The organism is Parapedobacter soli, from assembly GCF_025460835.1.
Taxonomy (GTDB): Bacteria; Bacteroidota; Bacteroidia; order Sphingobacteriales; family Sphingobacteriaceae; genus Parapedobacter; species Parapedobacter soli.
The window spans coordinates 65,706-90,654 of record NZ_JAMXAY010000017.1 but is presented as its reverse complement, the minus strand read 5'-3'; the positions used below and the strand labels follow the sequence as shown (position 1 = coordinate 90,654).

The following is a 24,949-nucleotide window of genomic DNA, read 5'->3' as shown; positions in this document are numbered from 1 at the left end:
TTTACTGACTGTTAGTGTGTTGTGCAGAATTTAAGGGATGACTAATTATAGTTTGCCGAAGCCAGAGTTTGAAACGTCCTCTCTGCAAGTGCTGTGGATAGACCGGGCCGGGGATATCTGGATCGGCGGGCGCCATGGTTTATTCCTGTTTGATGAGGTAACCGAACGCTTTACAACCGATTTTATAGCTGCAGCAGAAAGCAAAGTACGCCGAATGGGTTTTGTGAGTTCGATAAGCGAAGATCAAACAGGGAGCTTATGGGTAGGTACAACACGGCTGGGTGTATACCGGATAAACAGAAAGAACGGAACCTTTACACAACTGCCAACGGATTTTGTAACCGATAGAAATAACTCCAGGGTAGAAGCACTATTGGTGGGTAATGAGGGGCACGTGTGGCTCGGTACTTATGGGAATGGGCTTTTCCTTATAGACTCGTCCGGGAAACTGCTGCATCGGTATCACCAGGAAGCAGAAGCAGACCCGTATAAATTATCAAATAACAATATACGGACATTAGCGTTAGACAACCATGGTAAACTTTGGGTCGGGACATTCGATGGGCTTGATATTATCGACAAAGAGCAGATTGTAAATCAGATTCGCTACCAGGAAGGAGATGTGAGGGGATTGTCTCATAGTAGCATTCGTTCCATTTTTAAAGACCAGAAGGGTACGATGTGGATAGGCACCTATTTTGGAGGCATAAATCTGTTTGATGAGGATAATCAGCGATTCAGACATTTTTATCACCGACCATTTGATGACCTTTCACTTAGTTACAATGTCGTAGGTGCTTTCACGGAAATCATTTCGGGCGATTGGATTATCGGTACTGAGCGGGGAGGGATAGATTTTTTTGACCGTAAGCTATCGGTACATACTTATCAGGCAAGGCCGAACAGCACCATTAAATGGCTCTTGAGCGATAAAAAAGGGCAGGTATGGGTAGGCGTATTCCGGGGCGGGCTACAACTTTTGAACCAGAAGGACTATACGCTCCGACCTTATCCTTCTGCTCAGCCCGACTACCAAGCCATGCGGAACGCAATTATAAATTGCATCGTAGAAGACCCCGAAGGGGGGCTCTGGCTAGGCACAGATAGTAAGGGAGGTGTGTTCTATTTCAATACAGAGGCAAAGCGTTTCGAGCACTTCTTTGGGCAGGATACGCTACAGGACTATCTGGGCAATCATGCTGTAAAAAGTATACATCTTACGTCGGATGGCCAATTGCTGCTTGCAACAAAAGGAAAAGGAATCGTCATGTTCGATAGGTATACCGGCCATATTGAACAATATGGGAAGTTGCGGATTGGCGGTTCGCTCGTACTGGTAGACGAGTTTAACCATATTTTCAAGGATACGTCGGGAATCTTGTGGTTTGCTTCAAATGGAGGGGGAGTCTTTTCGTACAATCGAAGCACCGGTGAAGCAGAAAGGTTTCACGTTAATGATGGTTTGGCCAACAATATCGTGATGGGGACAATGCAGGATAATGCTGGATATTTATGGTTTGTGACACTTAATGGATTGACAAAGTATAGCCCCCAGGAAAACCAAATAATAAAGAGTTATCATTATTCATCGGGTTTCCCATTAGAAGAAATCAATGAAGGGGCGTTTTACAAAACAACGGATGGGGATTTCCTGATAGGCGGAAGTAATGGCTATATAGCCATGGATCCGCTCAACCTCAAAGGTAACACCTACCAACCCCCTGTAGTCATAACCGATCTCCGGGTTTCCAATAAGCGGGTGCTGCCAGGTGACGGGACGGGGATATTGGAACAGGAATTGTATAAAACGAAGGCGATTACCCTCCGTTATTCACAGTCTATCCTCACGCTTGATTTTGCTGCGTTAAATTTCATCCGGCCCGAAAATAACCAGTATGCATACAGGATGGTCGGCTTTGACGATGAATGGATCTACAGCCAAAATAGAAGAAGCGCCACATATACCCGGCTGCCTGCCGGTAGTTATACGTTTATGGTGAAGGGCTCCAATAACGATGGCGTTTGGAATGAGCAGCCACTGGAACTCCAGGTTGTAATGCTGCCACCCCCGTGGCGTACATGGTGGGCTTATTGTATATATGGTATTTTGATTGTCGGCGGTTTTTTGGTTGTTCGTTACAACGCAGTAAAAAGCACACAATTAAAACACAACCTGAGGCTCGAGCAACTCGAGAAAGAAAAATGGAAAGAAATCCAACGAGCTAAAGCTTACCTATTTCATTGATGTGTCGCACGAATTCAGAACGCCATTAACGTTAATTATAAGCCCGTTAGAGGAGATTGTCAGTACCAAAATCAATAACGAGTGGTTGGAGAGCCGTTTGAAGGTGATGCTGTTCAATGCCAAGCGGTTGTTGCATCTTATCGATCAGATATTGGAAATTAGGGAACTCGAATCGGGCCACCACATCATCCAGCATAAACCACTTTTCATCTCCTCATTGATGCGAGAGATAGTAGACAGTTTCAAAGCCCTGGCAGACAAGCAGCATATCAGCCTCCGTTATACCGAGCGAAAAATTGATGAAATCCCGCTGTTGGTCGATCAAGATAAAGTTGAGAAAATCTTCTTCAACCTACTGTCGAATGCGTTTAAATTCACACCAGAAGGTGGGGAGATCGCCATCAATGTCTCATGCCGCGACCATGTTTATTACTTCGAAGTTAAGGATACAGGGCAGGGAATAGACGAGGTGGCCGTGGAACGTATATTTGACCGTTTTTTTAAAAAAGGCAAAAGCAACTATGGCGCCGGCATCGGGCTTTCGGTATCCAAGCTGCTGGTCGAAGTAATGGGCGGAACCATTGAGGTAGAAAGCAAGCGGAATGTGGGCACCCGTTTTTTCATCACATTGCCCCTACAACCCGCGCCTTACAGCGGGTTGGACGTCAATTTGCCGCCAGTCGTTCATAAGCCTATCCCATTGGAATACCAGGATGTCGTATTAGGAGTTCGACAGGAGAACGATGGCCATCTTACCAAGGAGACCATACTCGTGGTCGAGGACAATGAGGACCTGAAGACCTATTTGGTAGATCAGCTGAGTCTTGAATACGATGTGGTTACCGCAGTTAACGGTGAGAAGGCGTTGAAAAAAGCTAAAAGGCTCGGCCCGGCATTGATTGTGAGTGATGTGATGATGCCGAAAATGGACGGATTCGAACTGTGTAGCCAGTTAAAGTCAACGGATGAGCTGTGTCATATCCCCATTATTTTGTTGACTGCCAAAAGTTCACATGTTTACAAGCTGCAGGGGTTGGAACAAGGGGCAGATGATTACATCAGCAAACCCTTCAATATACTTGAGCTTAAAGCTAGAATCAAAAATATCCTACAAAATCGTAAGTTATTACATGAAAAGTATCGGTCTACCACGCACCTGTCTATCGCCAAAGAGGTAGCAATCAACAGCTATGATGAACAGTTGTTAACCAAATTACATCATATTATGACGGAAAACTTGGACAAACCTAACCTAACGGTGGAGTACCTCGGCGACCAGGTAGGACTTAGTCGGGTACATCTTTTCCGTAAGCTTAAGGCTCTTATTGGTTTGACTCCGTCGGAATTTATCAGAGACTTCCGCATAAAGCATGCTCAAGAAATGTTAGGAACCGGAAAGTTCCGGGTGGTAGATGTTGCCAGCTTGGTCGGCTTTCAAGATGTGCAATATTTTAGTAAAGTCTTTAAAAAGGAGACAGGTAAGAGCCCGAGTGATTATAGTAAGCTTTCGGAGACTTAGGAATGTGTAGGTGCTCATCGATCATTAATGTTGTACTGCATCCGCGCAGTTCATCCCGTCGATTGCCGCCGACACGATACCACCAGCATACCCGGCACCTTCACCGCAGGGGTATAACCCCTTCACCTGCGGATGCTGGAGCGTGATCTTATCCCTCGGTATGCGTACCGGCGATGAGGTGCGCGATTCAACACCCACTAGTATTGCCTCATTGGTATAATAGCCTTTCATTTTCTTACCGAACAGTGGGAGTGCCTGCCGGAGGGCATCGTGGATAAAAGCCGGTAAGACTTCAGCGAGAGGCACGCTTTTGGTCCCCGGTTTATACGAGTTGGCGGGTAATGAATTGGAAAACTTTCCCTCCACAAAATCAACCATCCGCTGGGCGGGGGCTACCAAGTTGCCACCACCCAACACATAGGCGCGCTCCTCCACTTCATGCTGGAAATCCACCAGCGCATAGGGATACCTTGCCACTTGGGGCACATCGGCCAGGTTCACCTGTACTACTGTGCCCGAATTGGCAAAAGGGTTGTTGCGCTTCGAGGGCGACCAGCCATTCACCACCACTTCGCCCTTATCGGTGGCGCAGGGTGCGATGACCCCCCCGGGGCACATGCAAAAGGAAAACACACCGCGGCCACCCACCTGCTCTACCAGGCTGTAATAGGCTGGGGGGAGGTGTTCGCTCCGGACAGCGCAATGGTACTGTGCCTGGTCGATGATTTCCTGTGGATGCTCGATGCGCACCCCTAACGCGAAGGGCTTGGGTTCAACCAGCCACCGCTTGCGGTGGAACAATTCGAACAGGTCACGGGCGGAATGCCCTGTGGCCAGAATCACATGCTCGCCTGCAATCTGTTCGCCGGATGCGAGCTCGACGCCGGCAACCTGGCCGGAATGCTGCATAATATCGACCACCCGGCTGTCAAACAGGATTTCGCCACCGTGTTCTAAAATGGTGTGCCGCATATTGCGGATGATATGCGGAAGCTTATTGGTGCCGATGTGGGGGCGGGCGTCTACCAGGATATCTTCGGTAGCGCCGTGGGCTACAAAGACTTCCAAAACCTGTTGCACATCGCCGCGCTTATTGGACCGGGTGTAGAGCTTGCCGTCTGAGTATGTTCCGGCCCCACCCTCGCCGAAGCAATAGTTCGAGTCGGGATTCACCACGCCGCCACGGTTCAGCACGGCCAGGTCGCGCCGCCGTTCCTGCACGTTTTTGCCACGTTCCACAACAATGGGGCGGAGGCCCCTTTCCAGGCATCGGAGGGCTGCGAATAGGCCCGCCGGGCCCGCGCCTATAATAATTACGTGCGGCGCACCTGCTACATTGGCATATTCAACGCCGAAATTTTCGGGGGAAGGAAGCTCGTCGATATAAAAAACGATTCGGACCCGAAACACCACCTGCTTACTTCGTGCATCGATGGAGCGCTTGCGGATTTTAAAGCCTTTAATGCGCTCAGGGGCAATATCAAGCTTCGACGCACCTGTTTCCAGTAGGTGCGATTCGTCTGAAATCCGCTCGGGGAGAACGCTTAATTCGAGTTCTTGCTGCATGTAATGATGTCGGGTTTTTATCCCGAAGTGTAACAAAGGTATAAATTTTGCAATCAAAGTATTAATTTAGTGGCAACATGCATTTAAAAACAATCAATATGAAAAGAAGATTAATGGTAGCGCTGGTCGGCATTTTCGCGGCTATGTCGTTCAGCTCATGCGGTTACAATACGCTTGTGAACCTCGAAGAAAACGTAAAAGGTAAATGGGCGCAGGTAGAGAATGCCTATCAGCGACGGGCCGACCTGATTCCGAACCTTGTCAACACTGTAAAAGGTGCTGCAAATTTTGAACAGGAGACCCTCACACAGGTAATCGAAGCCCGCGCAAAGGCATCTTCCGTAACGGTAGACCCCGAGAACCTGACTCCTGAAGCTATCCAGCAATTCCAACAGTCGCAGGATGCCCTGTCGCAGTCATTGGGCCGCTTGCTGGTTACTGTAGAACGTTACCCCGAGCTGAAGGCAAACCAGAATTTCCTTGAATTGCAAGCTCAATTGGAGGGCACCGAAAACCGGATCAGTACCGAACGCAGGGCTTTTAATGAGGCAACCCAGGAATATAATTCATCGGTAAGGCGCTTCCCCAATAATATTATGGCAGGTATTTTCGGTTTCAAGCAAAAAGGTTATTTCACGGCGGAAGCCGGGGCCAACCAGGCCCCCGAAGTACAGTTTTGAGGAATATTTGAGACATCAGACGTGAGATTTGAGACTTAACGGATAGTTAGCTGGGTATGGAGCAATTTACGGAAGAACAGCAAGGGCAGATTATACACGCTATACAGGTAGCTGAAAGCCATACATCGGGCGAAATACGGTTGGCGGTTGAGGCTCGTTGCAAAGGTGTGCCCATGGACCGGGCGGCCGTGTATTTCCAGCGACTGGGCATGGACAAAACGGCCTCGCGGAATGGTGTACTTATTTATATCGCCACGGACGACCATCAGTTCGCTATCATAGGAGATACTGGGATACACGAAAAGGTAGGCGCCGGGTTCTGGGAGGAAACCAAGGGGCTCATGTTGCATCATTTCAAACAAGGCGACATGGTACAGGGGCTCATCGAGGGAATTAAACATGCGGGGGAGCAGTTGCAGCGCTTCTTTCCACGGCAAGATGACGATGTGAATGAGCTGCCTAACGATATAGCCTTTGGCGATGGTAAAGACGATTAAATACGTTAAAATAGCAGCGATTTGGGGCCTGCTCCTTGTAGGGTTGGTGAAAGCACAGGATTTCCCCGCGACGCCGAATAATCTTGTTAATGACTATACCAATACGCTTTCCGCTTCGGAGGTGGAGCGATTGGAGCGTAAGCTCGTGGCTTTCGACGATAGCACATCAACCCAGATTGCAGTCGTGGTCATGCAGTCTACGGGCCAGTATGATATAGCAGACTATGGTGTGCGGCTGGCACAGCGGTGGGGAATCGGGGGGAAGGAACACGACAATGGCATCCTGCTGTTGGTAGCATTGGGCGACCGCGCAGTGACCATCCAAACCGGATACGGTGTGGAAGGTGCTGTGCCCGACGCCATTGCCTATCGGATTATCGAAAATGAAATAAAGCCGCCATTCCGGCAGGGTGATTACTTCACGGGTATAGACCGGGCTACCGATGCCCTAATTGCGTACACAAAGGGTGAATACAAGGCCCCGCCGAAGAACCAGGGCGACGGTGGTGGCTTGGGTTTGCTTATCTTAATTGTGGTGATTGTCGTCGTCGTTGTCGCATTATCCGGACGTGGTGGCGGTGGCGGCAACGGTAAGGTAATGGATGGCCGTGGTGCATCTGACCTATTATGGTGGACCCTTTTAAGCGGTATGGGCCGTGGCGGGCGTGGCGGCGGCTTTGGCGGCGGTGGTTTCGGAGGTGGTGGCGGCTTCGGTGGTGGTGGCTTCGGTGGCTTCGGCGGTGGTGGTTTTGGCGGTGGCGGAGCCAGTGGCAGGTGGTAATGGCAACACCTCCGTTGGTAACAATGTGTTTATGAGACAACGGGTAACGTGGAATTATCCCATCTTTGCGGATATCAAGTGTATAGTAACATAACGAAAATGAAGAAATTGGTTTTGCTGGCCATGGCGGCACTCCCACTAGGACTGTGGGCACAGGAAGATTTTACCATCACTGCGAAAGTGGAGGGGCTGGGCACATCGGCCAAAGCATACCTAAGCTACCGTGCTGCTACCGGGCAGGTGCTAGACTCTGCTGCCGTATCCGATGGTGCATTTAAGTTCCATGGTAGTGTTGCCGAGCCTTCGCGGGCATTGCTATTGTTGGCCCACGAAGGTGGTGATATCCGCCAGATGGAAGACCCCGACCGGGTGGAACTGTACCTCGAGAAGGGGGCCATCCGGGTTACTTCCGGGGATTCATTGGTAAACGCACAGATAACCGGGGGTGATGCGAATAGCGATTTTGCTGCTTATCGCAATGAGGTATCCCCTATACAGGCAAAGATGGGCGACTTGATGGCGCGCTATATGGTGTCAACGGATGAACAAAAGCAGGATCCTGCCTTTATGCAGCTATTGCAGGCGGAGGCCATGGCCATCCAAGACGAACAAAAAGCAATAGATTTCGCTTATATCGGCAACCACCCGTCAAGCGTGGTCAGCCTTGACTTGCTGATGCCCTACGTTGGCTCAGAGTCGATACGTGAAGTTGTCGGGCCCGCTTTCAACAAATTGTCCAATGCACTGAAGAATTCAGATAAAGGGAAAGCAGTTGCTGCACAGTTGGAGACAATGGGGCGGGTGGACATCGGGGCGATTGCACCCGATTTCAGCCAACCCGATACCTCAGGTACGCCGATGGCGTTATCTTCCCTTCGGGGTAAATATGTGTTGGTTGATTTCTGGGCAAGCTGGTGCGGACCCTGCCGCCAAGAAAACCCCAATGTCGTTGCGGCTTACAACGCATTCAAAGACAGGAATTTTACTGTATTCGGCGTATCGCTCGATCGCCCCGGGGCAAAAGATGCTTGGTTGAAGGCTATCGATGATGATGGCTTGCAGGAATGGCCGCATGTGTCCGAGCTGAAATGGTGGGAGTCTGATGTGGTGGAACTGTATGGCATACAAGGTATTCCAGCCAACTTCCTACTCGATCCGGAGGGCAGGATCATTGCCAAGAACCTGCGGGGAGAAGATCTTCATGCCGCATTGGCCGAGTTGCTCGACTGATAAAGGATCTTTTTGTGGACAAAAAAATGCTCCCGGTTAAGCTACCGGGAGCATTTTTTATATCTAATTGTATTGGAGCATCACAGTGATAGGATATCAACGATGCGTAGTAAGTCCTCATTGATGGTACCGAGGTGCTTAATCGCCTTGTTGAATGGTGTGTACACCACGTCGCTGTGTATCAGGCCAACCATTTCGCCTTGGTGCCCTTTAAGCAGCGCTTCGACGGCCGTCACGCCCAGCCGGCTTGCCAATACGCGGTCCATGCACGTTGGGCTTCCGCCGCGTTGGATGTGTCCGAGGATTGAAACACGCATGTCGTAATGGGGAAAGCGCTCTTTGATGCGCTCAGCCACCGCAAAGGCACCACCCGCGTCGTCGCCCTCGGCCACGATAATGACGCGCGACGCTTTATTCTTACGGGTGCGGTCCAAACGGTCCATCATGGCACTGTAGTCAACCTTGATCTCTGGGATGAGTACGCACTCCGCACCAACGCTGATCCCTGCCCGTAGGGCAATGAGGCCAGAATCGCGGCCCATCACCTCTACCACGAATACGCGGTCGTGCGACTCGGCGGTGTCACGGATTTTATCTACCGCCTCGATGACGGTATTGATGGCCGTGTCGTAGCCGATGGTGAAATCCGTTCCCACCAAGTCATTGTCGATCGTGCCCGGGAGTCCGATGATGGGAATCTGGTGCTCTTCAAAGAATTTGGATGCCCCGGTAAACGTGCCGTCGCCACCGATGGCTACCAAACCATCTATACCGTGTTTCTTCAGGTTTTCATAAGCCTGTTTGCGGCCTTCTACCGTTCGGAATTCTTCACTGCGTGCAGTTTTTAAGATGGTGCCACCGCGCTGGATGATGTTGGCAACGGATTTGGCGTCCATTGGGAAAATATCGTCGTGGACCATGCCGTCATACCCTTTACGGATCCCAAACACGTTAAGGTTGTAGTATAACCCGGTGCGAACCACCGCGCGGATAGCCGCATTCATCCCCGGGGCATCGCCCCCAGAGGTGAAAACGGCAATGTTCTTGATGTTGCTCATGTGTTTATTTATGACTATTTAGTTTGTTTTAGCTGTTCATAAGCGGCAATACCGCTATCTAAGAAATTGATGTAATTCTGAATATCTTCGTTGTAAGCTTGCGCAGGTATCAGCTGATTTCCGTCGTTGTCTACTACGACATAGTGGGGCTGGGCATTGGTACCAAAGCGCGAAGCTTGGAGGTCTGACCACTTTTGGCCCACCCGGCGGATTTTCTTTCCGCTGAATTCGGATATGTACTGCTCTTCAGGGGCCAGTTCCGTCCGGTCGTCTACGTATAGCGACACGAGAATGTAATCTTCTTTAAGCCGCCGTAGTACCTGTGGATCGGGCCATACCGATTCTTCCATTTTCCGGCAGTTCACACAACTCCATCCCGTGAAATCCAGTAATACGGGCTTGTCCACCTGCTTTGCGTATTCCAATGCTTGGTCATAGTCGTAAAAGGCATCGATGCCATGCGGTGCATGGAATACGTCGCCATATTTCTTGACAATACCGCTGCTCTCCTGGGGAGGGGCACTCCTTAGGTCGACCCGGTGCAGATTGAAATCCTGCGTAGGCGATGGTGGCAGCCAAGCACTCAGGGCCTTCAGCGGTGCACCCCACATGCCCGGAATCATATAAACCGTAAACGAGAAAATGGCGATGGCAAAAAACAGCCGTGGGATGGAGATGAACGGGAGGTCGCTATCGCCCGAGAACTTGAGTTTACCCAGTAGATAAAAACCGAACAAACCGAATATGACAATCCAAATGGCGAGGAATACCTCCCTGTCGAGGATGCCCCAATGGTAGGCGAGATCTACGTTGGATAGGAACTTAAAGGCGAGTGCCAGCTCAAGGAAACCCAGGGATACCTTCACCGTGTTGAGCCATCCGCCCGACTTGGGCATCTCTTTCAGCAGCGAAGGGAAAAAGGCAAATACCATGAATGGTACGGCCAGTGCTACCGAAAACCCAAGCATGCCGATGGCCGGGCCCAGCAAAGCGCCTTCGGCTACAGCTTCCACCAAGAGGTAACCAATGATGGGACCTGTACACGAAAAAGACACCAATGCCAGCGTAAAGGCCATGAAAAATAGGCCCAGGAAACCACGCTGATTGGACTTTGCATCCATCTTATTAACAAATCTTGACGGCAGGGTGATTTCGAAAGCCCCGAGGAAAGAAATCGCGAAGATGATGATAATGATGAAAAACAACAGGTTGAACCAGGCACTGCTTGCTGCCTCATTCAATGCGGACGCACCGAAGATGAGGGTAACCAACATACCCAGCGCCACGTAAATCACGATGATGAAAAGGCCGTATAACAGGGCGTTGATTACCCCTTTGGCACGGGTGCCGCTCTGTTTGGTGAAATAAGAAACGGTAAGGGGCACCATAGGGTAGATACAGGGCATGAGGAATGCGGCGAATCCGCCGATGACACCGGCGATGAAAATACCCCAAAGCGTTTGGGGGCTGCCGTCGGCACGGCCGGAAGTTGTGCCCCCAGCACCCACCACAGGTTGTATGCCACTGGTATCCTGGCCGTCGCTAAATACGACGTCATCCGGCACTTCCATGTACTCCGTGGCCATTGTATCTTGGCCATCGGTGAATTCGACGTCGCTGAAATCAAGCAGTGTATCTTGTGCCCATACCGGGCCGGCTGCCACGGCAATGCCGAGAACCAACAACGTAAGAAAGATACGTCTCATGCACCTCCGCCTATTTCACTGCAATCGTAAATTCCACTTCATCGGGCGGCAGGCATTGGCTCGCATCGCACGCCATGAACTCAACAGCCCCTTTGACGGTTGTGGTGCCTTTCTTTAATTTGATTTTTTGCTGGAAAACCACCTCCTTGTCGAAGTACCCTACATTCATCGCGAAAACATCTTCATATTTGGTTTTCGGTTTTGGCTCGGCGGGTTTGCCCACCAGGCTATAGTCTGCAGAAGGGTTGAATGTGAACGACGTCTTGATCGGGCCACCTTCATCCACATGCTGTGAGTAGATGTGCCAACCCTGATCCATCGTAGCCTTCATAAAAACCACGGCTTCAGTATCATTGATTTTCTTTGCCCCAAATTGCCACGAAACCGGCTCCAGGATCTGTGCAAAGGCACCAGTCGCCGCGAAACACAGAATCACTGCTGCTAATACTACTTTTCTCATAATCATTCAAGTGTTGTTTTACTAAAATATATGACTCGCTTCACTGCCCCGGGTTTAATTCCAGCAGCGCCGTTAGGTGTTTGCGCTGCAAAGGTAACTAATCCTTTTCAGATGACAAAAGCAATCTCCTTGATGTCAAAATCAACACGATGGCCATTGAAATCGATCTGCAACCGCCCCGTCTCACTGACGCCGCTCAGTACGCCCGGCACGCGTATCCCGTCCACGAGGTAGGGATGTAATTCACCTAGACGATACAGCCGTTGGGTGTAGTCAGCCAGGACGGTTTCAAAGCGGTCCGACTTCAGCGCCATGTACTCTCGCTCGATATGCCTGCAAAGGTCGGGTAATAATTCCGATACTTGGCAATCCCTATGTAAAATTTGCTTCACGGAAGTAGCATGCTCTTTGATCGTAGCTGGAAAAGTAATTTGGTTGACGTTGATGCCGATACCCACAATGGCCGACTTCCATGTCTTTCCTTTCAGGATGTTCTCAATCAGTATACCGCCGATTTTGCGGTCTTCGATATAGAGGTCGTTAGGCCACTTTATTTTTACGGTTACTTTAGTTAGTTGCTCCAACCACCGGGCAATGGCGAGGCTGATGGCTGCAGTCAGTACGAATTGGTGCTTTGGATCCAGGAAGTTGGGGGTGAGTAGCAGACTAATCGTCAGGTTCTTGCCGGGCTCGCTTTCCCATACCGTGCCCTTTTGGCCTTTGCCAGCATGCTGATCAACTGCCATTATTACAGTGCCTTCAGGGAGTGGCTTGGATTTTGACAGTGCTTCTTTGAGGTATTCGTTGGTGGAAGGAACCCGCTGTAATGTAATAACATTTTGTCCCTCGAATAATCCCGAAAATGTGTTACTTTGCAATACGAATGGAGTAAATGGGTGTCATCGCCCCAAAACTATAATTATTTTTAATGATAAAAAACAAAAAATCAGTCCTATCCGCCCGCTTATCAGAGGTTGTTGTCCATGGCATGCAGGAGAAGAAAGGAAATGAAATCGTTAGGCTTGATTTGAGGAACATAGGGGGGTCGGTCTCTGATTATTTCGTAATCTGCCACGCAGACTCGTCCACACAGGTCAACGCATTGGCTAAAAGTGTGGAAGAAGAGGTCTATAAGGCACTCCACCAAGAACCTTGGCGTAAGGAAGGAATGGAACACGGCGAATGGATTTTATTGGATTTCGTCGATGTTGTTGTACATATTTTCAAAACAGACAAACGCAGCTACTACGGTATTGAAGATCTATGGGGCGATGCCGAAATGGAATATTACCGAAGCGCGTAATTCACACATAGCATTAAATTAAGGGGAAGCAAAGGTATGCCTAAAGGACCAGATAGTTTAAAGAGAGTGCCCAGTAAGAAGGTAACGCCAAAGCCGCCACGGTTCAACATCATTTGGTTGTGGGTGGCCATGTTTTTCGGGTTCTTTGCGTTGCAATATCTTTTTACAGACGAGAGCGCAAAGCAGATTACATACCAGGAGTTTGAGGAAAAGATGCTGAAGGAAGGGGATGTGGATCGCCTGATTGCCTATAAGCGTAATGACCTTTTCTTCGTCGAGGTGTTTATCAAGAAAGACCGGCTTACAGAAGATAAGTATAAAGATGTACGGCCGAACGCCAATGGGCTGAGCCTGTCGCCGCCCAGCGGCCCACAGTACTTCTTCACAGATGGTTCGTACGACGCATTGGAACGCAAACTGGACGAAGCGCAGGCCGATTTGCCTGCGGCCGACCGGGTGTCGCTGCGGTTAGAGGACCGCACCAACGCTTGGACGGGGTGGATCTTTTCCATCATGTTGCCGCTGCTGCTGATCATTGTTTTTTGGATCTTCATCATGCGCCGCATGGGCGGTGGCGGTGGGCCCGGAGGCCAGATCTTCAATATTGGGAAATCCAAAGCTACGCTTTTCGACAAGGAATCGCAGGTAGCCATTACATTCAACGATGTGGCGGGATTGGAAGAGGCTAAGCAGGAAGTGATGGAAATCGTTGATTTCTTGAAAAATCCTAAAAAATACACGAGCTTGGGAGGTAAAATCCCCAAAGGAGCGCTATTGGTAGGTTCGCCGGGTACCGGTAAAACCTTGCTGGCCAAAGCGGTGGCAGGAGAAGCGCAGGTGCCCTTCTTCTCACTTTCCGGCTCAGACTTCGTGGAGATGTTTGTGGGCGTGGGTGCATCGCGCGTGCGTGACCTCTTCCGCCAGGCCAAGGATAAGGCCCCATGTATTATCTTTATCGACGAAATCGATGCTATCGGGCGCGCACGCGGCAAGAACAGTGTGATGGGCGGCAATGACGAGCGTGAGAATACATTGAACCAACTGCTGGTGGAGATGGATGGCTTCGGTACCGACTCAGGTATTATCATCATGGCTGCCACCAACAGGCCGGACGTGTTAGACTCAGCCTTGCTGCGCCCCGGGCGGTTCGACCGGCAGATTTCCATCGATAAGCCCGATTTAGTGGGGCGTGAGCAGATTTTCAAGGTACACCTTAAACCGCTGAAATTGGCGGCTGATGTGGACGCCAAGAAGCTTTCGGCACAGACCCCCGGTTTTGCAGGTGCTGAGATTGCCAACGTATGTAACGAAGCGGCCCTTATTGCCGCCCGGCGCAATAAAACGGCTATTGACATGCACGACTTCCAAGATGCGATAGACCGTGTGATTGGCGGCTTGGAGAAGAAAAACAAGATCATCTCTCCGGAAGAGAAACGGATTGTTGCATTCCATGAAGCCGGGCATGCCATCGCAGGCTGGTTCCTTGAGCATGCAGACCCATTGGTAAAGGTGTCTATTGTGCCGCGTGGGGTAGCCGCCTTGGGGTATGCGCAGTACTTACCCAAGGAACAGTTTCTGTATACAACCGAGCAGTTGATCGACGGCATGTGTATGACCATGGGCGGCCGGGTAGCCGAAGACATTACTTTCGGTAAAATATCCACCGGCGCACAGAACGACTTGGAGCGGATTACCAAGCTGGCTTACGCTATGGTGGCAGTGTATGGCATGAACGACCGCGTCGGCAACGTGTCGTTCAATGACAACCAGGAACACCAATTCCAGCGTCCATATTCTGAGAAAACAGCTGAATTGATTGACGAAGAAGTGCGTAAGCTGATTGCCGATATCTACGGCAAAACGAAGCAGCTTCTGCTCGACAAGCAGGATGGCCTCAATGCATTAGCTACCAAGCTGCTTGAAAAGGAAATCCTCTTCCAGTCTGATCTGGAAGAAATATTGGGTAAGCGACCCTTTGACCACCGTACCACCTATGACGAATTTGTAAACGGTGAATCTGACGAAGGGGACCAAAGCAAGGCTGCGGAGGGATTGGTACATGACGGGGTGGGCGATAACTCGGGCGTATTGGACGATAAGCCTGCCAAAGGCGATGCCACGGGGACAACCTCGACGTAAATCGTGCTAACAGAATTGGTTTGCAAAGAAACATAAAGGCGATCACGGCTAAAGAGCAGATGCTGAAGAAGGTTCGGCATGCCTTATTGCAAAAGCGGGAACATCCGTTTCCCAATTTTGAGGAGACCGCTTTGCACGCCGAGACGTCCGAGCCCATGGATGTACTGTTTGCCCAGCGGCTCACGGCCGTTGCCGGTCATTTCATTTACTGTGAAGATGAGATAAGTTTCATTGAGGGGTTGCTGGCTTTGGCCGAACAGGAGAAGCTGCGCCGGATGTATGCGTGGGAGCCGCGTGTGAAGCAGCTGTTAGACCAATATGAATTCCCCTATTTCCAGACCGATAAGGATTTCACGGAGGCTGAGGCAGGTATCACAGCTTGTGAAGCACTGATTGCGCGGTCGGGCAGCGTGCTGGTCAGCAATGGTAGCGCCGCCGGCCGGCGCCTAACGATTTATCCGCATATCCATGTCGTGGTGGCTTATGCCTCCCAATTGGTCATGGATCTCAAAGATGGCTTTAGCCTTGTCAAGGAGCGGTACGGCGATAACATGCCGTCGTTGGTCAGTGTCGTCACCGGGCCGAGCCGTACCGCCGATATTGAAAAAACATTGGTATTAGGAGCCCACGGGCCGAAAGACCTCTATGTCTTCTTATTGGAAGATCGGTTGGGTTGAAAGGGACACTTCCCTCAGCCCACGGTTTCCATTAATACCTGTCCATCCAGCATGCGGATAATGCGGTCGGCATAGCGGGCGTCATGCTCGCTGTGGGTTACCATCACAATGGTCGTGCCCTGTTCGTTAAGCTCGGTAAGCAGCTGCATGACCTCATTCCCGTTGTTGGAGTCGAGGTTACCGGTGGGCTCATCCGCCAGGATCAGCTTCGGGCGGTTCACTACGGCCCGCGCTACGGCTACACGCTGCTGCTGGCCACCCGACAGCTGCTGTGGGAAATGGTTGCGGCGGTGCATGATCTGGACCTTTTCCAGTACTTCTTCCACGCGCTTCTTGCGCTCGCCAGCCGGTACCTTGGTATAGATGAGCGGCAGCTCCACATTTTCAAAAACGGTTAGCTCATCGATAAGGTTGAAGCTTTGGAAAACGAAACCGATATTGTGTTTGCGTAGGTCGGAGCGTTTCCGTTCATTGAATCTGGCTACTTCGATATTGTTGAACAGGTAGCTCCCACTGTCCAGGTCGTCAAGCAGGCCCACGATGTTGAGTAATGTTGACTTGCCACATCCGGATGGCCCCATCACGGCAACGAATTCGCCCTCCTGTACGTGGATACTTAAGTTGTTGAGCGCTACCGTTTCCACTTCTTCGGTACGGTAAAATTTCTGTAGTTCTGAGATTTTAATCATGTCGACCGCTAATTACGATTAATCCCCATACATTACCGTTCCAAAAAATTAATGTACTTATAAACAGCATGTTATTGTTTTCAGGGGTTGGGGCAGTGTCCGATATCGAACACCTGCTGTCCGTTTGCGTACAGCGGTTTGTTTTCCGCTAGCCCCGGGCTGGGACATGTACGTGGCTGCTGTCCGAGACCGCATCTCCGGTAAACGAAACAAGCATAGCAAATACATGTGCTCCGCTAGATAGCCAATCTTCGTCATGTGGAAGAACACATTCGCCGGCACCCCGTGTGGCTTCATTAAAGAAGGGCCACCAAAAATTTTCCACAGGTGAGTATACGGCGAAAGACAGCAGGTCGGCGGCATGCCCGGGAGCGCTGCCGATATTTGTTGCCCAGGTGAGTCGCAGACCGTCGGCTACCCATTCGGCGGTTAAGTCCCTAACGCCGGCGCGATCGCCCTGGCTTATTCGCAGGTTATCCCAGTCGATTTCTAAATCGGGGTATTGGCCTCTGATTGCATGCTTTTTGTTCCGCGACAGCGCGAGGTTAAAGGCACTCATGTTCAATGGCTCCGCTGCATCCCGGAAACCCATGCGGATGAATAGCTTTAATGGTTTGAGCACGCCCATAATGAGTTTCATCGCCTGTTCGTTCGCCAATCGTGCTTCGCTGCGTGGTTTGTTGCTTTTACGGGGTAATCCCCGGATCACATCAATGCCTTTCCATTTATAGCCGACTACGCTACCTACTTTTCCACTGAAGCTACCGTTCGGACCGTTTTTAAATACTGCCATGGTTTTGTTATTGGTTTCTCACCAAATGTACAATGTTCTCTAGATTAATCAAAATGTTAAAGGGATTTAGATAATATATAATAGGGATATAATTCGTGTTTTCCCCTATGAAGTCCCTATAAAAACCCTATAATGTTCCTATTAAGACCTATCGACTAATGGGACTTTTGACGAATTTGTGTGGTCGTTGTTTATTCATGGTCTCCTAGATGCTTTAAAAGTATGCAGCTCGTTTCGCCAGCTCATATTTATGCCATTGCCCCGTTATATGCCCATCCCCTGGGGGCCGTCGTTCGAGAACTTTGAATTCAAGGAAAAGTATATAGCCGGCCAACGGTTCTATTACGGCTTGTCGCGGAAGACGCCGGAGGAGCTGGTTGAGGGCTGCAAGCCATCCGCTAGGAAGTAATAGCGAGTAAGCGATCGCGCACCAGCAGGCAGGCGCCGGTGATGCCAGCCCGGTCTGCCAATTGGGAAATGGCCAACTGCGTATCGTTATTCACCAGGCTTAGTGAGTATTTATTCAAGGCGTTTTTGATGGGCAGCCGGATGTAATCGCCCGTGGTGGCCAAGCATCCACCAAGGATAATCAATTCGGGATTGAAAAGGTTCACCAACATAGCCATGCCCTTGCCAATTTTCTCGCCGGCTTCTGTAATGAGCTCGATGGCCAATGTATCATCGTTGTTGGCCGCTTCTATGATATCTTCCAAGGTGATTTCGTCAACTACAGGGCGTTTGTTTGTAACAATGCTGGTAGCCCCTTTGCTGAGCCGCTCCTTGAATATGCGGGTAATCGCTTCGCCCGAGGCTTCGGTTTCCAAGCAGCCCTTTTTGCCGCAATGGCATAGGATTTCATTGTCGAGCATCGGTATATGCCCCACTTCACCTGCGAAACCCGATTTGCCATAGTAAAGCTGGCCATTAACCATGATGCCCATACCAATGCCGTGGTCGAGGTTCACAAACAGCACATCCTTTTCTTCGCGTACTGCGCCGTTGCAAAATTCGCCGTAGGCCATGGCCCTCGAGTCGTTTTCGAGAAAAGTGTGGATACCGATGTATGCCTCTATGATCTTGCTTAACGGGTCCTCGTGGAAGTTGAAGAAACTATAGCTGTATCCGGTTTTGTAATTGATGCGACCCGTGAGGTTAACGCCGATTCCGAGGATTTTTTCGCGCTGCACCGAACTGGCGCGGATAAACTCATCGATAACCGTACATAAGGTGTTCAGCGACTCTTCCGTGTTATTCAGCAGGTAGGGGATGCCCATGGTCACTTTAATGAGGCTGCGCTTGAAGTCCATCAGGCCAATGTTGATGTGCGATTTCTTTACTTCAACGCCGATGAAAAATGCCGAATCGGGCTCTAGGCCATACAAATTCGGTCTACGGCCGACACCCGAACCTGACTTTCCATAGTCCTTGGCCAACCCATCGGCAATGAGTCCGTTGACAAGGTCGCTTATCTTCGGTATGCTCGTGTTGATCTCTTTACTAAGATCGGCCAGTGTAGTGCTCCCCTCATTTGCAAAATGGGCGAGTATCCTCTTTTTTAGCTGCACATTTTTATAGGCCACGCCCGAAAGCTCAGCACTGTGCAATTCATCAAAGAAAGTAGTCGTCATCGGATATATATTACCATGGATATGCAAATGTATACATTTTTAAAAAAAATTAAAAATAACCTGATTATTTCTACCTATGTACGGACGGTGCCTCCATTAAATAGGAGTGACTGTCCGTTTCACACAAAATAATAGGGAATAGATAACCAAAAAATTTATTTAATGTCAGGTATATAAAAAAAATATTTAAAAATAATTTGGATTATTAAAATTTATATTTTTATTTAGCAGTCACAATTATAGGCCAATTGATGGCCGAGGTACGTTTACATGTAGTGTGCGAAAATAATATGATTGATACCGATGGGTTGGCGGACCTGTATAAGCGCCAATTGTTAGATGATGTAGTTCCCTTTTGGTTGTTAAACTCACTCGATACCGAATATGGGGGTTACTACAGCTGTTTAGACGAGTCGGGCGGTGTTTACGATACCGATAAGTTTATTTGGCTGCAAGCTCGACAGGTCTGGACATTCGCAATGCTTTATAATACCGTTGAGAAGCGGCAAGAATGGCTCGATGCAGCACAGATTGGTGCTGATTTCCTCGAAGCCCACGGCACCGATGCGCAGGGGAATTGGTATTTCGCGGTGAATCGGGAGGGGCGGCCCTTGGTTCAGCCCTATAATATTTTCTCGGACTGCTTTGCTGCCATGGCCTTCGGTCAATTATACAAAGCTACCGGCCGGGCGGAATATGCTGTTATTGCAAAGAACACGTTCAACAATATCTTGCGGCGCCAGGCTGACCCGAAGGGAAAGTACAACAAGCAATATCCGGATACGCGACCACTGCAGAATTTCGCATTACCGATGATCCTATGCAACTTGGTGCTCGAGATTGAACATTTGATTGAATCCGATCTGGTCGATAGTACCATCCAGTACGGCATCCAGTCCGTTATGGAAACGTTCTATCAACCCGATGTCGGTGTCGTTTTGGAAAACGTAACCACTGATGGTCAATTTTCCGATTCTTTTGACGGCCGGTTGGTGAATCCCGGCCACGGCTTGGAAGCGATGTGGTTTGTGATGGACCTTGCTAAACGCACCGGTAGTACGGAACTGATGAAGCAAGCTATCGACATCGCCGTACAGCTTGTCGAATACGGCTGGGATAAAACCTATGGTGGTATCTTTTATTTTTTGGATGTAAAAGGCAAGCCCCTGCAACAACTAGAGTGGGACCAAAAGCTTTGGTGGGTACATATCGAAGCGATGATCGCATTTGCGAAAGGTTACTTGCACACGGGCGACCAGCGTTGCGCCGAATGGTTCAACAGGCTCCACGAGTATACTTGGTCCCATTTCCCCGATGCTGAAGGAGGGGAGTGGTACGGTTATCTCAATCGGCAAGGGGAAGTACTCCTTCCGTTGAAAGGTGGAAAATGGAAAGGGTGCTTCCACGTGCCGCGGGGGCTGTTTCAGCTGTGGAGAACGATGGAAGACATGCGGACGACACAACGGAACACACTGATTCAATATACATAACGTATGGCATTAGGGGTTGTAAATAGTCCGATGACAAGCAGTACCAATAATGGGCGGCGCTATACGCCTGCGCTCGTCGTATTGGCTGTTTTGTACTTCATGATGGGTTTCATCACGTGCTTGAACGACACGTTGGTGCCATTTTTCAAGGCGGGATTTGCGTTGAGCTATGCCGACTCAGCCTTAGTGCAGTTCTATTTTTTTCTCACCTACGCGGTTATGTCAGTGCCAGCGGGAAGGATCGTTGAAAAAGTAGGGTACAAACGCGGGATGGTTTACGGTTTTGCAATAGCCGGTATTGGCGCTTTTCTCTTTTATCCGGCTTCTTTGTGGCACCAGTACGGCGTATTCCTCGGCGCCTTATTTATTCTCGCTATTGGTATTGTTTTACTGCAAGTAGCCGCCAACCCTTATATTACATTACTTGGGAAACCAGAGACCGCATCATCAAGACTTACCATTATACAAGGTATCGGCTCTATAGGTACAACCGTTGCGCCCCTTTTTGGAGCACACTTTATACTATCCAAGATATCTACCTCTGGTGTGGCGAATAATGCCGTAAGCATACCTTATTTGGGCATAGGTGGCATCTTGGTGATCATCGCGGTGGTTGTTTCTTGTATAGCCCTACCCACGATGATTACCAAAAGCGGGCCGACAGGCGCGTCTCATGATGTAAAGGCCGGGATTTTCTCTTTCAGGCACCTCAAATTTGGGCTCGTTGCTTTATTTATGTATGTCGGTGCCGAAGTAGCCATCGGCACCTTTCTAACCAACTACATCGCCGACACCATCGGTATCGAAGAGCATATGGCCAACACCTATGTCTCGTTTTACTGGGGCGGTATGTTGGTAGGTAGATTGCTCGGATCATTGGTGTTGAAGGTGGTCAAACCGGAGGTAGTGCTCCGTTGGATGGGGGCGGCATCCATTAGCTTAATCTTGCTTTCCGTTTTCTCCACTGGTTATTTGGCCGTGTGGAGCATGGTTGCTGTAGGCCTATGTAACTCGGTGATGTTCGCTATTGTATTTTCGCTTTCCATCCATGGACTCGGAACACACACAACACGGGCTTCCGGCCTTCTTTCTTCTGCTATTGTTGGTGGCGCCGTGATTCCTTACCTACAGGGGTTGTTAATCGATCGCTTTAGTTGGCAGGTCTCTTTTGGTTTGCCACTTATCTGTTATTTGTATATCGTGTTTTTTGCCTGGCGCGGATACCAGCCGAGGCGGGCCGAATAATGGATACGCGGATGAAAATTTCCAATCAACGGTGGAACCAGTGACGATGATAGACGGTTACACGGACAATGTATGACTGTCAAGTTTTATTTTACGAATCTAACCAACTAAAACAATGATAATGAATCCAAAAAAAAGAACGAAAGTCGGCAGAGGAAGACCATCCATACCGTTGGAGGCGCTTATGATGGTTTGTTTTCTGCTGCCAATGAGCTCCATTGCAAAGAAAAGCGCCCCGAGTCCGTCGGTTATCGGCTGGCTGCAGCAAGCGGGGATTGCCGGTAAAGTGGTGAACGAAGCCGGTGAAGCCTTGCAAGGTGTTACGGTGCGGGTTGCGGGAACGTCGCGCGTTGCCATAACGGATGCGGAGGGTGCATTTTTGATGGAAGCCGCATCGGGAGACATGCTCGAATTTTCACTGGTCGGATACGAACCGTTCAGCCAGACGGTAGGTGAACAGAAACAGCTGGCCGTTACCCTTCAATTGGCAGAAAACCAATTGGACGAAGTGGTGGTGGTAGGGTACGGTACGCAACGGAAGGCAAACCTAACCGGATCGGTATCCGCAGTTAGCGCAACTGATATTGCCAAACGGAGTGTTGCATCGCTTTCGACAGCCTTGCAGGGTACCATGCCCGGGGTTACCATCCAGCAAACATCTGGTCAACCGGGTGCAGACGGTTCCAACATCCGGATACGGGGTATCGGATCGATCAACTCAACCACTTTCCCATTGGTGTTGGTAGACGGTATCGAGATGAGTATAGACCAGGTTGACATCAACACTGTAGAAAGTATCTCCGTACTGAAGGATGCCGCTTCGGCATCCATCTATGGGTCCCGGGCGTCCAACGGCGTCATCCTGATCACCACCAAGCGAGGCACTGCGGGGAAAATTTCAACGACTTACAACGGTTATACCACATTGCAGCAGCCCACAAACATGCCCGAAGCGGTAGATGCGTGGGAATACCTGGATGCGGAGCTAAAGGCTTGGGACAATGCGGGCATTTCGGTGTCTCCCACGCAACGCGAACAACAGCTGAAGCTGATTGAAGATCAGAAGAACCTTAGACCGGATAACTGGAATCGCTACGATACCGATTGGAGAGACGCCACGATGAAGGACGTTTCGCTCCTGCAAAAACATAGCCTGTCGATACAGGGAGGAACGGAGCGGATCAGGTTCTTTGGGGCAGGCTCTTACCTGCACCAAGATGGACTGATTCCCAACAATAGCTACAAACGGGTGAATTTTCGGGTCAATGCGGACGCACAACTGGCACCTTGGGCTCGGTTAGCGCTAAATACCAACCTGCGGCAATCTACGACAAAAGCACCGGGTGTGAGCACGCCGAAAAGCATCATCAATAAGGCATTGTATATGTTGCCCACGCTGTCTGCGGCCAAAGAGCTGGATGGCCATTGGGGCTATGGCAAAAATGGTGACAACCCTGCAGCTCAGGCCAATGATAGCGGCGAACAACTGGATAAAAATTCGGAGGTCTTGCTAAATGGTACACTTACATTAACGCCCTTAGAAGGACTGGAATTGGTCGGGCAATATTCGTATCGCAATGTAACCCTCCGTGACCGTAGTCTCATCCTTCCCTATACGGTGTCCCTGAAGGGAGCTGTAATGGGGATGTACCCATCGCAAGACAACCTGCAAGAAGGTTGGCAAGAGACGATCCGCAATTTCTACCGGTTCCAGGGATCGTATGAAAAACAACACGGTCAGCACTATGCAAAGATCTTGGCAGGTTTCCAGGCCGAAGACAGCCATTTCTCATCGTTCTTTGGCAGCAAGCGCGGGTTTGAGCTGGGGCGCTATTACCTGGGCAATGGCGACGGTGCCACAGCTACATCGGGTGGCGGTGCCAACAGTTGGGCCATGATGTCTGGCTATGGCAGGATTAACTACAACTTTGCCGAAAAGTACCTGCTGGAAGTCAACGGTCGCTACGATGGGTCTTCTCGTTTTATTACTAAAAACCGCTGGGGCTTTTTCCCGTCAGTATCGGCGGGCTGGGTTGTTTCGGCGGAAGACTTCATGGAGGCAACGTCGAACTACCTGGATATGCTGAAGATCCGTGTTTCGTACGGTGTGCTCGGTAATCAGGATATCGGAAACTATCCCTATACGGCCACGGTTAATCCCGGATATGGGTATTACTTGGGCGACAACAAGGAATTGGCTTCGGGCGTTGCACAGACTGCGCTGGCAAATGCCAATATTCTGTGGGAAAAATCGAAGCAATTTGATGTGGGGGTGGATGTGAATCTATGGAACGATAAATTGTCAGTTACCGCAGACTACTATGTGAAATCCATTTATGACATGCTGCTCAAATTCCCATTGCCGTACTATGCGGGGATGCAACCAGCGTTTTCCAATGCCGGCGATATGGAGAACCGGGGCTGGGAAATCAGTATCGGGCATAAAGGAAGAATCAATGAGTTCCGGTATGGTGTAACCTTATCACTCAACGACAACCAAAACGAAATCACAAACCTGAATGGATTGACTACACAAGACCGCTCCATGGTAGAGGGATACCCGAATAACGGCGTTTGGGGATACCTAACCGATGGCTATTACACCGACTGGGACGACGTGGCATCCTCGCCGGCACTGAGTAAAAGTGTCCGCCCAGGGTACGTGAAATATAAAAAGATTTATGAGGGAGAAGGCGTTGACCCGATGGTGATTGATTCCCGCGACTTGGTTTACCTTGGCGATCCGTTCCCGCATATGGAATATGGGCTGACCCTCAATGCGTCGTGGCGGCAATTTGATTTCACAGCCTTTATTCAGGGCGTTGGCAAGCGATCGGCATTTCTGAGCGGCATCGGTTTGAAGCCGTTTGCCAACGGGGCAAACTTATTTAGGCATCAGCTGGATTACTGGTCGGAAGACAATCCGAACGCCGATTACCCCATACTGGTTCCTGAAGCTAATTCCGCGGACAATTTCGTGCGCTCTGATAAATGGGTTCGCGATGCTTCTTATGGCAGATTGAAAAACGTGATGCTGGGATATACGCTCAACAACCCCTTTACGAAGCGGATGGGTGTCGGTAGCATTCGGTTGTATGTAAGCGGCCAGAACCTGATTACCCTCAGCAATTTCTACAAAGGATACGATCCGGAAGTAAGCTACGGTGGCTCGCTGGGCGGAGAATTTTATCCCATTATGAAAACGTACACCTTTGGTCTGGATCTGAAGTTTTAACCTAAAAA

At 49.9% G+C, this 24,949-nt stretch carries 21 protein-coding genes; 13 read left to right on the top strand and 8 right to left on the bottom strand.

Annotation, left to right across the window (positions count from 1 at the left end; genetic code table 11):
* The first annotated feature begins 37 nt into the window (after nucleotides 1-37).
* Complete coding sequence (locus NGM62_RS09700) at nucleotides 38-2,245, top strand: ligand-binding sensor domain-containing protein (protein ID WP_262247530.1); 2,208 nt, start codon at nucleotides 38-40, stop codon at nucleotides 2,243-2,245.
* Between the two features lies 1 nt (nucleotide 2,246).
* The gene (locus NGM62_RS09695) at nucleotides 2,247-3,764 is read left to right on the top strand and encodes an ATP-binding protein (protein WP_262247528.1); all 1,518 of its coding nucleotides are present in this window, start codon (nucleotides 2,247-2,249) and stop codon (nucleotides 3,762-3,764) included.
* 24 nt (nucleotides 3,765-3,788) lie between these two features.
* Here NGM62_RS09695 and NGM62_RS09690 read toward each other — a convergent pair whose 3' ends face one another.
* Complete coding sequence (locus tag NGM62_RS09690) at nucleotides 3,789-5,330, bottom strand: NAD(P)/FAD-dependent oxidoreductase (protein ID WP_262247526.1); 1,542 nt, start codon at nucleotides 5,328-5,330, stop codon at nucleotides 3,789-3,791.
* Between the two features lie 98 nt (nucleotides 5,331-5,428).
* Between NGM62_RS09690 and NGM62_RS09685 the strand changes: the two genes are divergently transcribed.
* From NGM62_RS09685 to NGM62_RS09670, 4 genes are all read left to right on the top strand, one after another.
* Complete coding sequence (locus NGM62_RS09685) at nucleotides 5,429-6,010, top strand: LemA family protein (RefSeq protein WP_262247524.1); 582 nt, start codon at nucleotides 5,429-5,431, stop codon at nucleotides 6,008-6,010.
* 56 nt (nucleotides 6,011-6,066) lie between these two features.
* Nucleotides 6,067-6,507, top strand: a complete 441-nt coding sequence (locus NGM62_RS09680) for a TPM domain-containing protein (RefSeq protein WP_262247522.1) — start codon at nucleotides 6,067-6,069, stop codon at nucleotides 6,505-6,507.
* Entirely contained in the window at nucleotides 6,491-7,288 is a 798-nt protein-coding gene (locus NGM62_RS09675) for a TPM domain-containing protein (RefSeq protein WP_262247520.1), read from the top strand. Before NGM62_RS09680 ends, NGM62_RS09675 begins: the two co-directional genes overlap by 17 nt.
* Nucleotides 7,289-7,387: 99 nt before the next feature.
* Nucleotides 7,388-8,518, top strand: coding sequence for a TlpA disulfide reductase family protein (locus NGM62_RS09670; RefSeq protein WP_262247518.1), 1,131 nt, complete (start codon nucleotides 7,388-7,390; stop codon nucleotides 8,516-8,518).
* 80 nt (nucleotides 8,519-8,598) lie between these two features.
* Here the strand turns inward: NGM62_RS09670 and pfkA are convergent, their stop codons facing one another.
* The 4 genes from pfkA to NGM62_RS09650 form a co-directional block, all read right to left on the bottom strand.
* Complete coding sequence (pfkA, locus tag NGM62_RS09665; protein ID WP_262247517.1) at nucleotides 8,599-9,576, bottom strand: 6-phosphofructokinase; 978 nt, start codon at nucleotides 9,574-9,576, stop codon at nucleotides 8,599-8,601.
* Between the two features lie 14 nt (nucleotides 9,577-9,590).
* On the bottom strand, nucleotides 9,591-11,282 hold the full coding sequence (locus NGM62_RS09660) for a protein-disulfide reductase DsbD family protein (RefSeq protein ID WP_262247515.1): 1,692 nt from the start codon (nucleotides 11,280-11,282) through the stop codon (nucleotides 9,591-9,593).
* A gap of 10 nt (nucleotides 11,283-11,292) precedes the next feature.
* Nucleotides 11,293-11,742: a protein-disulfide reductase DsbD domain-containing protein gene (locus NGM62_RS09655; protein WP_262247513.1), complete on the bottom strand. Its 450-nt coding sequence runs from the start codon at nucleotides 11,740-11,742 to the stop codon at nucleotides 11,293-11,295.
* Between the two features lie 107 nt (nucleotides 11,743-11,849).
* A complete protein-coding gene (locus tag NGM62_RS09650) occupies nucleotides 11,850-12,620 on the bottom strand; it encodes a biotin--[acetyl-CoA-carboxylase] ligase (protein WP_262247511.1) in 771 nt (256 codons plus the stop codon).
* Between the two features lie 50 nt (nucleotides 12,621-12,670).
* Here NGM62_RS09650 and rsfS point away from each other — a divergent pair, with 50 nt between their 5' ends.
* The 3 genes from rsfS to NGM62_RS09635 are packed head-to-tail and all read left to right on the top strand — an operon-like array spanning nucleotide 12,671 to nucleotide 15,861.
* Nucleotides 12,671-13,045 (top strand): ribosome silencing factor, encoded by a 375-nt coding sequence (rsfS, locus tag NGM62_RS09645; protein ID WP_262247509.1) that lies wholly within the window; start codon nucleotides 12,671-12,673, stop codon nucleotides 13,043-13,045.
* A gap of 36 nt (nucleotides 13,046-13,081) precedes the next feature.
* Entirely contained in the window at nucleotides 13,082-15,184 is a 2,103-nt protein-coding gene (gene ftsH / locus NGM62_RS09640) for an ATP-dependent zinc metalloprotease FtsH (RefSeq protein WP_262247506.1), read from the top strand.
* Nucleotides 15,185-15,204: 20 nt separating this feature from the next.
* Nucleotides 15,205-15,861, top strand: a complete 657-nt coding sequence (locus NGM62_RS09635) for a LutC/YkgG family protein (RefSeq protein ID WP_390936937.1) — start codon at nucleotides 15,205-15,207, stop codon at nucleotides 15,859-15,861.
* Between the two features lie 14 nt (nucleotides 15,862-15,875).
* Here NGM62_RS09635 and NGM62_RS09630 read toward each other — a convergent pair whose 3' ends face one another.
* Both NGM62_RS09630 and NGM62_RS09625 read right to left on the bottom strand, forming a co-directional pair.
* Nucleotides 15,876-16,550: an ABC transporter ATP-binding protein gene (locus NGM62_RS09630; RefSeq protein WP_262247502.1), complete on the bottom strand. Its 675-nt coding sequence runs from the start codon at nucleotides 16,548-16,550 to the stop codon at nucleotides 15,876-15,878.
* A gap of 148 nt (nucleotides 16,551-16,698) precedes the next feature.
* Nucleotides 16,699-17,343, bottom strand: a complete 645-nt coding sequence (locus tag NGM62_RS09625; protein WP_262247501.1) for a DUF6266 family protein — start codon at nucleotides 17,341-17,343, stop codon at nucleotides 16,699-16,701.
* Between the two features lie 268 nt (nucleotides 17,344-17,611).
* Between NGM62_RS09625 and NGM62_RS09620 the strand changes: the two genes are divergently transcribed.
* Entirely contained in the window at nucleotides 17,612-17,752 is a 141-nt protein-coding gene (locus NGM62_RS09620; protein ID WP_262247499.1) for a hypothetical protein, read from the top strand.
* Here the strand turns inward: NGM62_RS09620 and NGM62_RS09615 are convergent.
* Nucleotides 17,742-18,971, bottom strand: a complete 1,230-nt coding sequence (locus NGM62_RS09615; protein WP_262247497.1) for an ROK family protein — start codon at nucleotides 18,969-18,971, stop codon at nucleotides 17,742-17,744. The genes NGM62_RS09620 and NGM62_RS09615 overlap by 11 nt on opposite strands.
* Before the next feature lie 251 nt (nucleotides 18,972-19,222).
* Here NGM62_RS09615 and NGM62_RS09610 point away from each other — a divergent pair, with 251 nt between their 5' ends.
* The 3 genes from NGM62_RS09610 to NGM62_RS09600 all read left to right on the top strand — a co-directional run bounded on the left by NGM62_RS09610 (nucleotide 19,223) and on the right by NGM62_RS09600 (nucleotide 24,941).
* Nucleotides 19,223-20,461: an AGE family epimerase/isomerase gene (locus tag NGM62_RS09610; RefSeq protein ID WP_262247495.1), complete on the top strand. Its 1,239-nt coding sequence runs from the start codon at nucleotides 19,223-19,225 to the stop codon at nucleotides 20,459-20,461.
* Between the two features lie 3 nt (nucleotides 20,462-20,464).
* Nucleotides 20,465-21,706, top strand: a complete 1,242-nt coding sequence (locus NGM62_RS09605) for a sugar MFS transporter (RefSeq protein ID WP_262247492.1) — start codon at nucleotides 20,465-20,467, stop codon at nucleotides 21,704-21,706.
* A 121-nt stretch (nucleotides 21,707-21,827) separates the two neighbouring features.
* A complete protein-coding gene (locus NGM62_RS09600; protein ID WP_262247490.1) occupies nucleotides 21,828-24,941 on the top strand; it encodes a SusC/RagA family TonB-linked outer membrane protein in 3,114 nt (1,037 codons plus the stop codon).
* Nucleotides 24,942-24,949: the final 8 nt, after the last annotated feature.

Excerpts from the sequence above, each read along its gene's own strand:
- NGM62_RS09620 (WP_262247499.1), top strand. The coding sequence starts at position 17,612 with ATGCCCATCCCCTGGGGGCCGTCGTTCGAGAACTTTGAATTCAAGGAA.
- NGM62_RS09700 (WP_262247530.1), top strand. The coding sequence starts at position 38 with ATGACTAATTATAGTTTGCCGAAGCCAGAGTTTGAAACGTCCTCTCTG.
- NGM62_RS09690 (WP_262247526.1), bottom strand. The coding sequence starts at position 5,330 with ATGCAGCAAGAACTCGAATTAAGCGTTCTCCCCGAGCGGATTTCAGAC.
- NGM62_RS09685 (WP_262247524.1), top strand. The coding sequence starts at position 5,429 with ATGAAAAGAAGATTAATGGTAGCGCTGGTCGGCATTTTCGCGGCTATG.
- pfkA (WP_262247517.1), bottom strand. The coding sequence starts at position 9,576 with ATGAGCAACATCAAGAACATTGCCGTTTTCACCTCTGGGGGCGATGCC.
- NGM62_RS09655 (WP_262247513.1), bottom strand. The coding sequence starts at position 11,742 with ATGAGAAAAGTAGTATTAGCAGCAGTGATTCTGTGTTTCGCGGCGACT.
- NGM62_RS09605 (WP_262247492.1), top strand. The coding sequence starts at position 20,465 with ATGGCATTAGGGGTTGTAAATAGTCCGATGACAAGCAGTACCAATAAT.
- NGM62_RS09630 (WP_262247502.1), bottom strand. The coding sequence starts at position 16,550 with ATGATTAAAATCTCAGAACTACAGAAATTTTACCGTACCGAAGAAGTG.
- NGM62_RS09660 (WP_262247515.1), bottom strand. The coding sequence starts at position 11,282 with ATGAGACGTATCTTTCTTACGTTGTTGGTTCTCGGCATTGCCGTGGCA.
- rsfS (WP_262247509.1), top strand. The coding sequence starts at position 12,671 with ATGATAAAAAACAAAAAATCAGTCCTATCCGCCCGCTTATCAGAGGTT.
- ftsH (WP_262247506.1), top strand. The coding sequence starts at position 13,082 with ATGCCTAAAGGACCAGATAGTTTAAAGAGAGTGCCCAGTAAGAAGGTA.
- NGM62_RS09610 (WP_262247495.1), top strand. The coding sequence starts at position 19,223 with ATGGCCGAGGTACGTTTACATGTAGTGTGCGAAAATAATATGATTGAT.
- NGM62_RS09615 (WP_262247497.1), bottom strand. The coding sequence starts at position 18,971 with ATGACGACTACTTTCTTTGATGAATTGCACAGTGCTGAGCTTTCGGGC.
- NGM62_RS09680 (WP_262247522.1), top strand. The coding sequence starts at position 6,067 with ATGGAGCAATTTACGGAAGAACAGCAAGGGCAGATTATACACGCTATA.
- NGM62_RS09670 (WP_262247518.1), top strand. The coding sequence starts at position 7,388 with ATGAAGAAATTGGTTTTGCTGGCCATGGCGGCACTCCCACTAGGACTG.
- NGM62_RS09675 (WP_262247520.1), top strand. The coding sequence starts at position 6,491 with ATGGTAAAGACGATTAAATACGTTAAAATAGCAGCGATTTGGGGCCTG.
- NGM62_RS09600 (WP_262247490.1), top strand. The coding sequence starts at position 21,828 with ATGAATCCAAAAAAAAGAACGAAAGTCGGCAGAGGAAGACCATCCATA.
- NGM62_RS09625 (WP_262247501.1), bottom strand. The coding sequence starts at position 17,343 with ATGGCAGTATTTAAAAACGGTCCGAACGGTAGCTTCAGTGGAAAAGTA.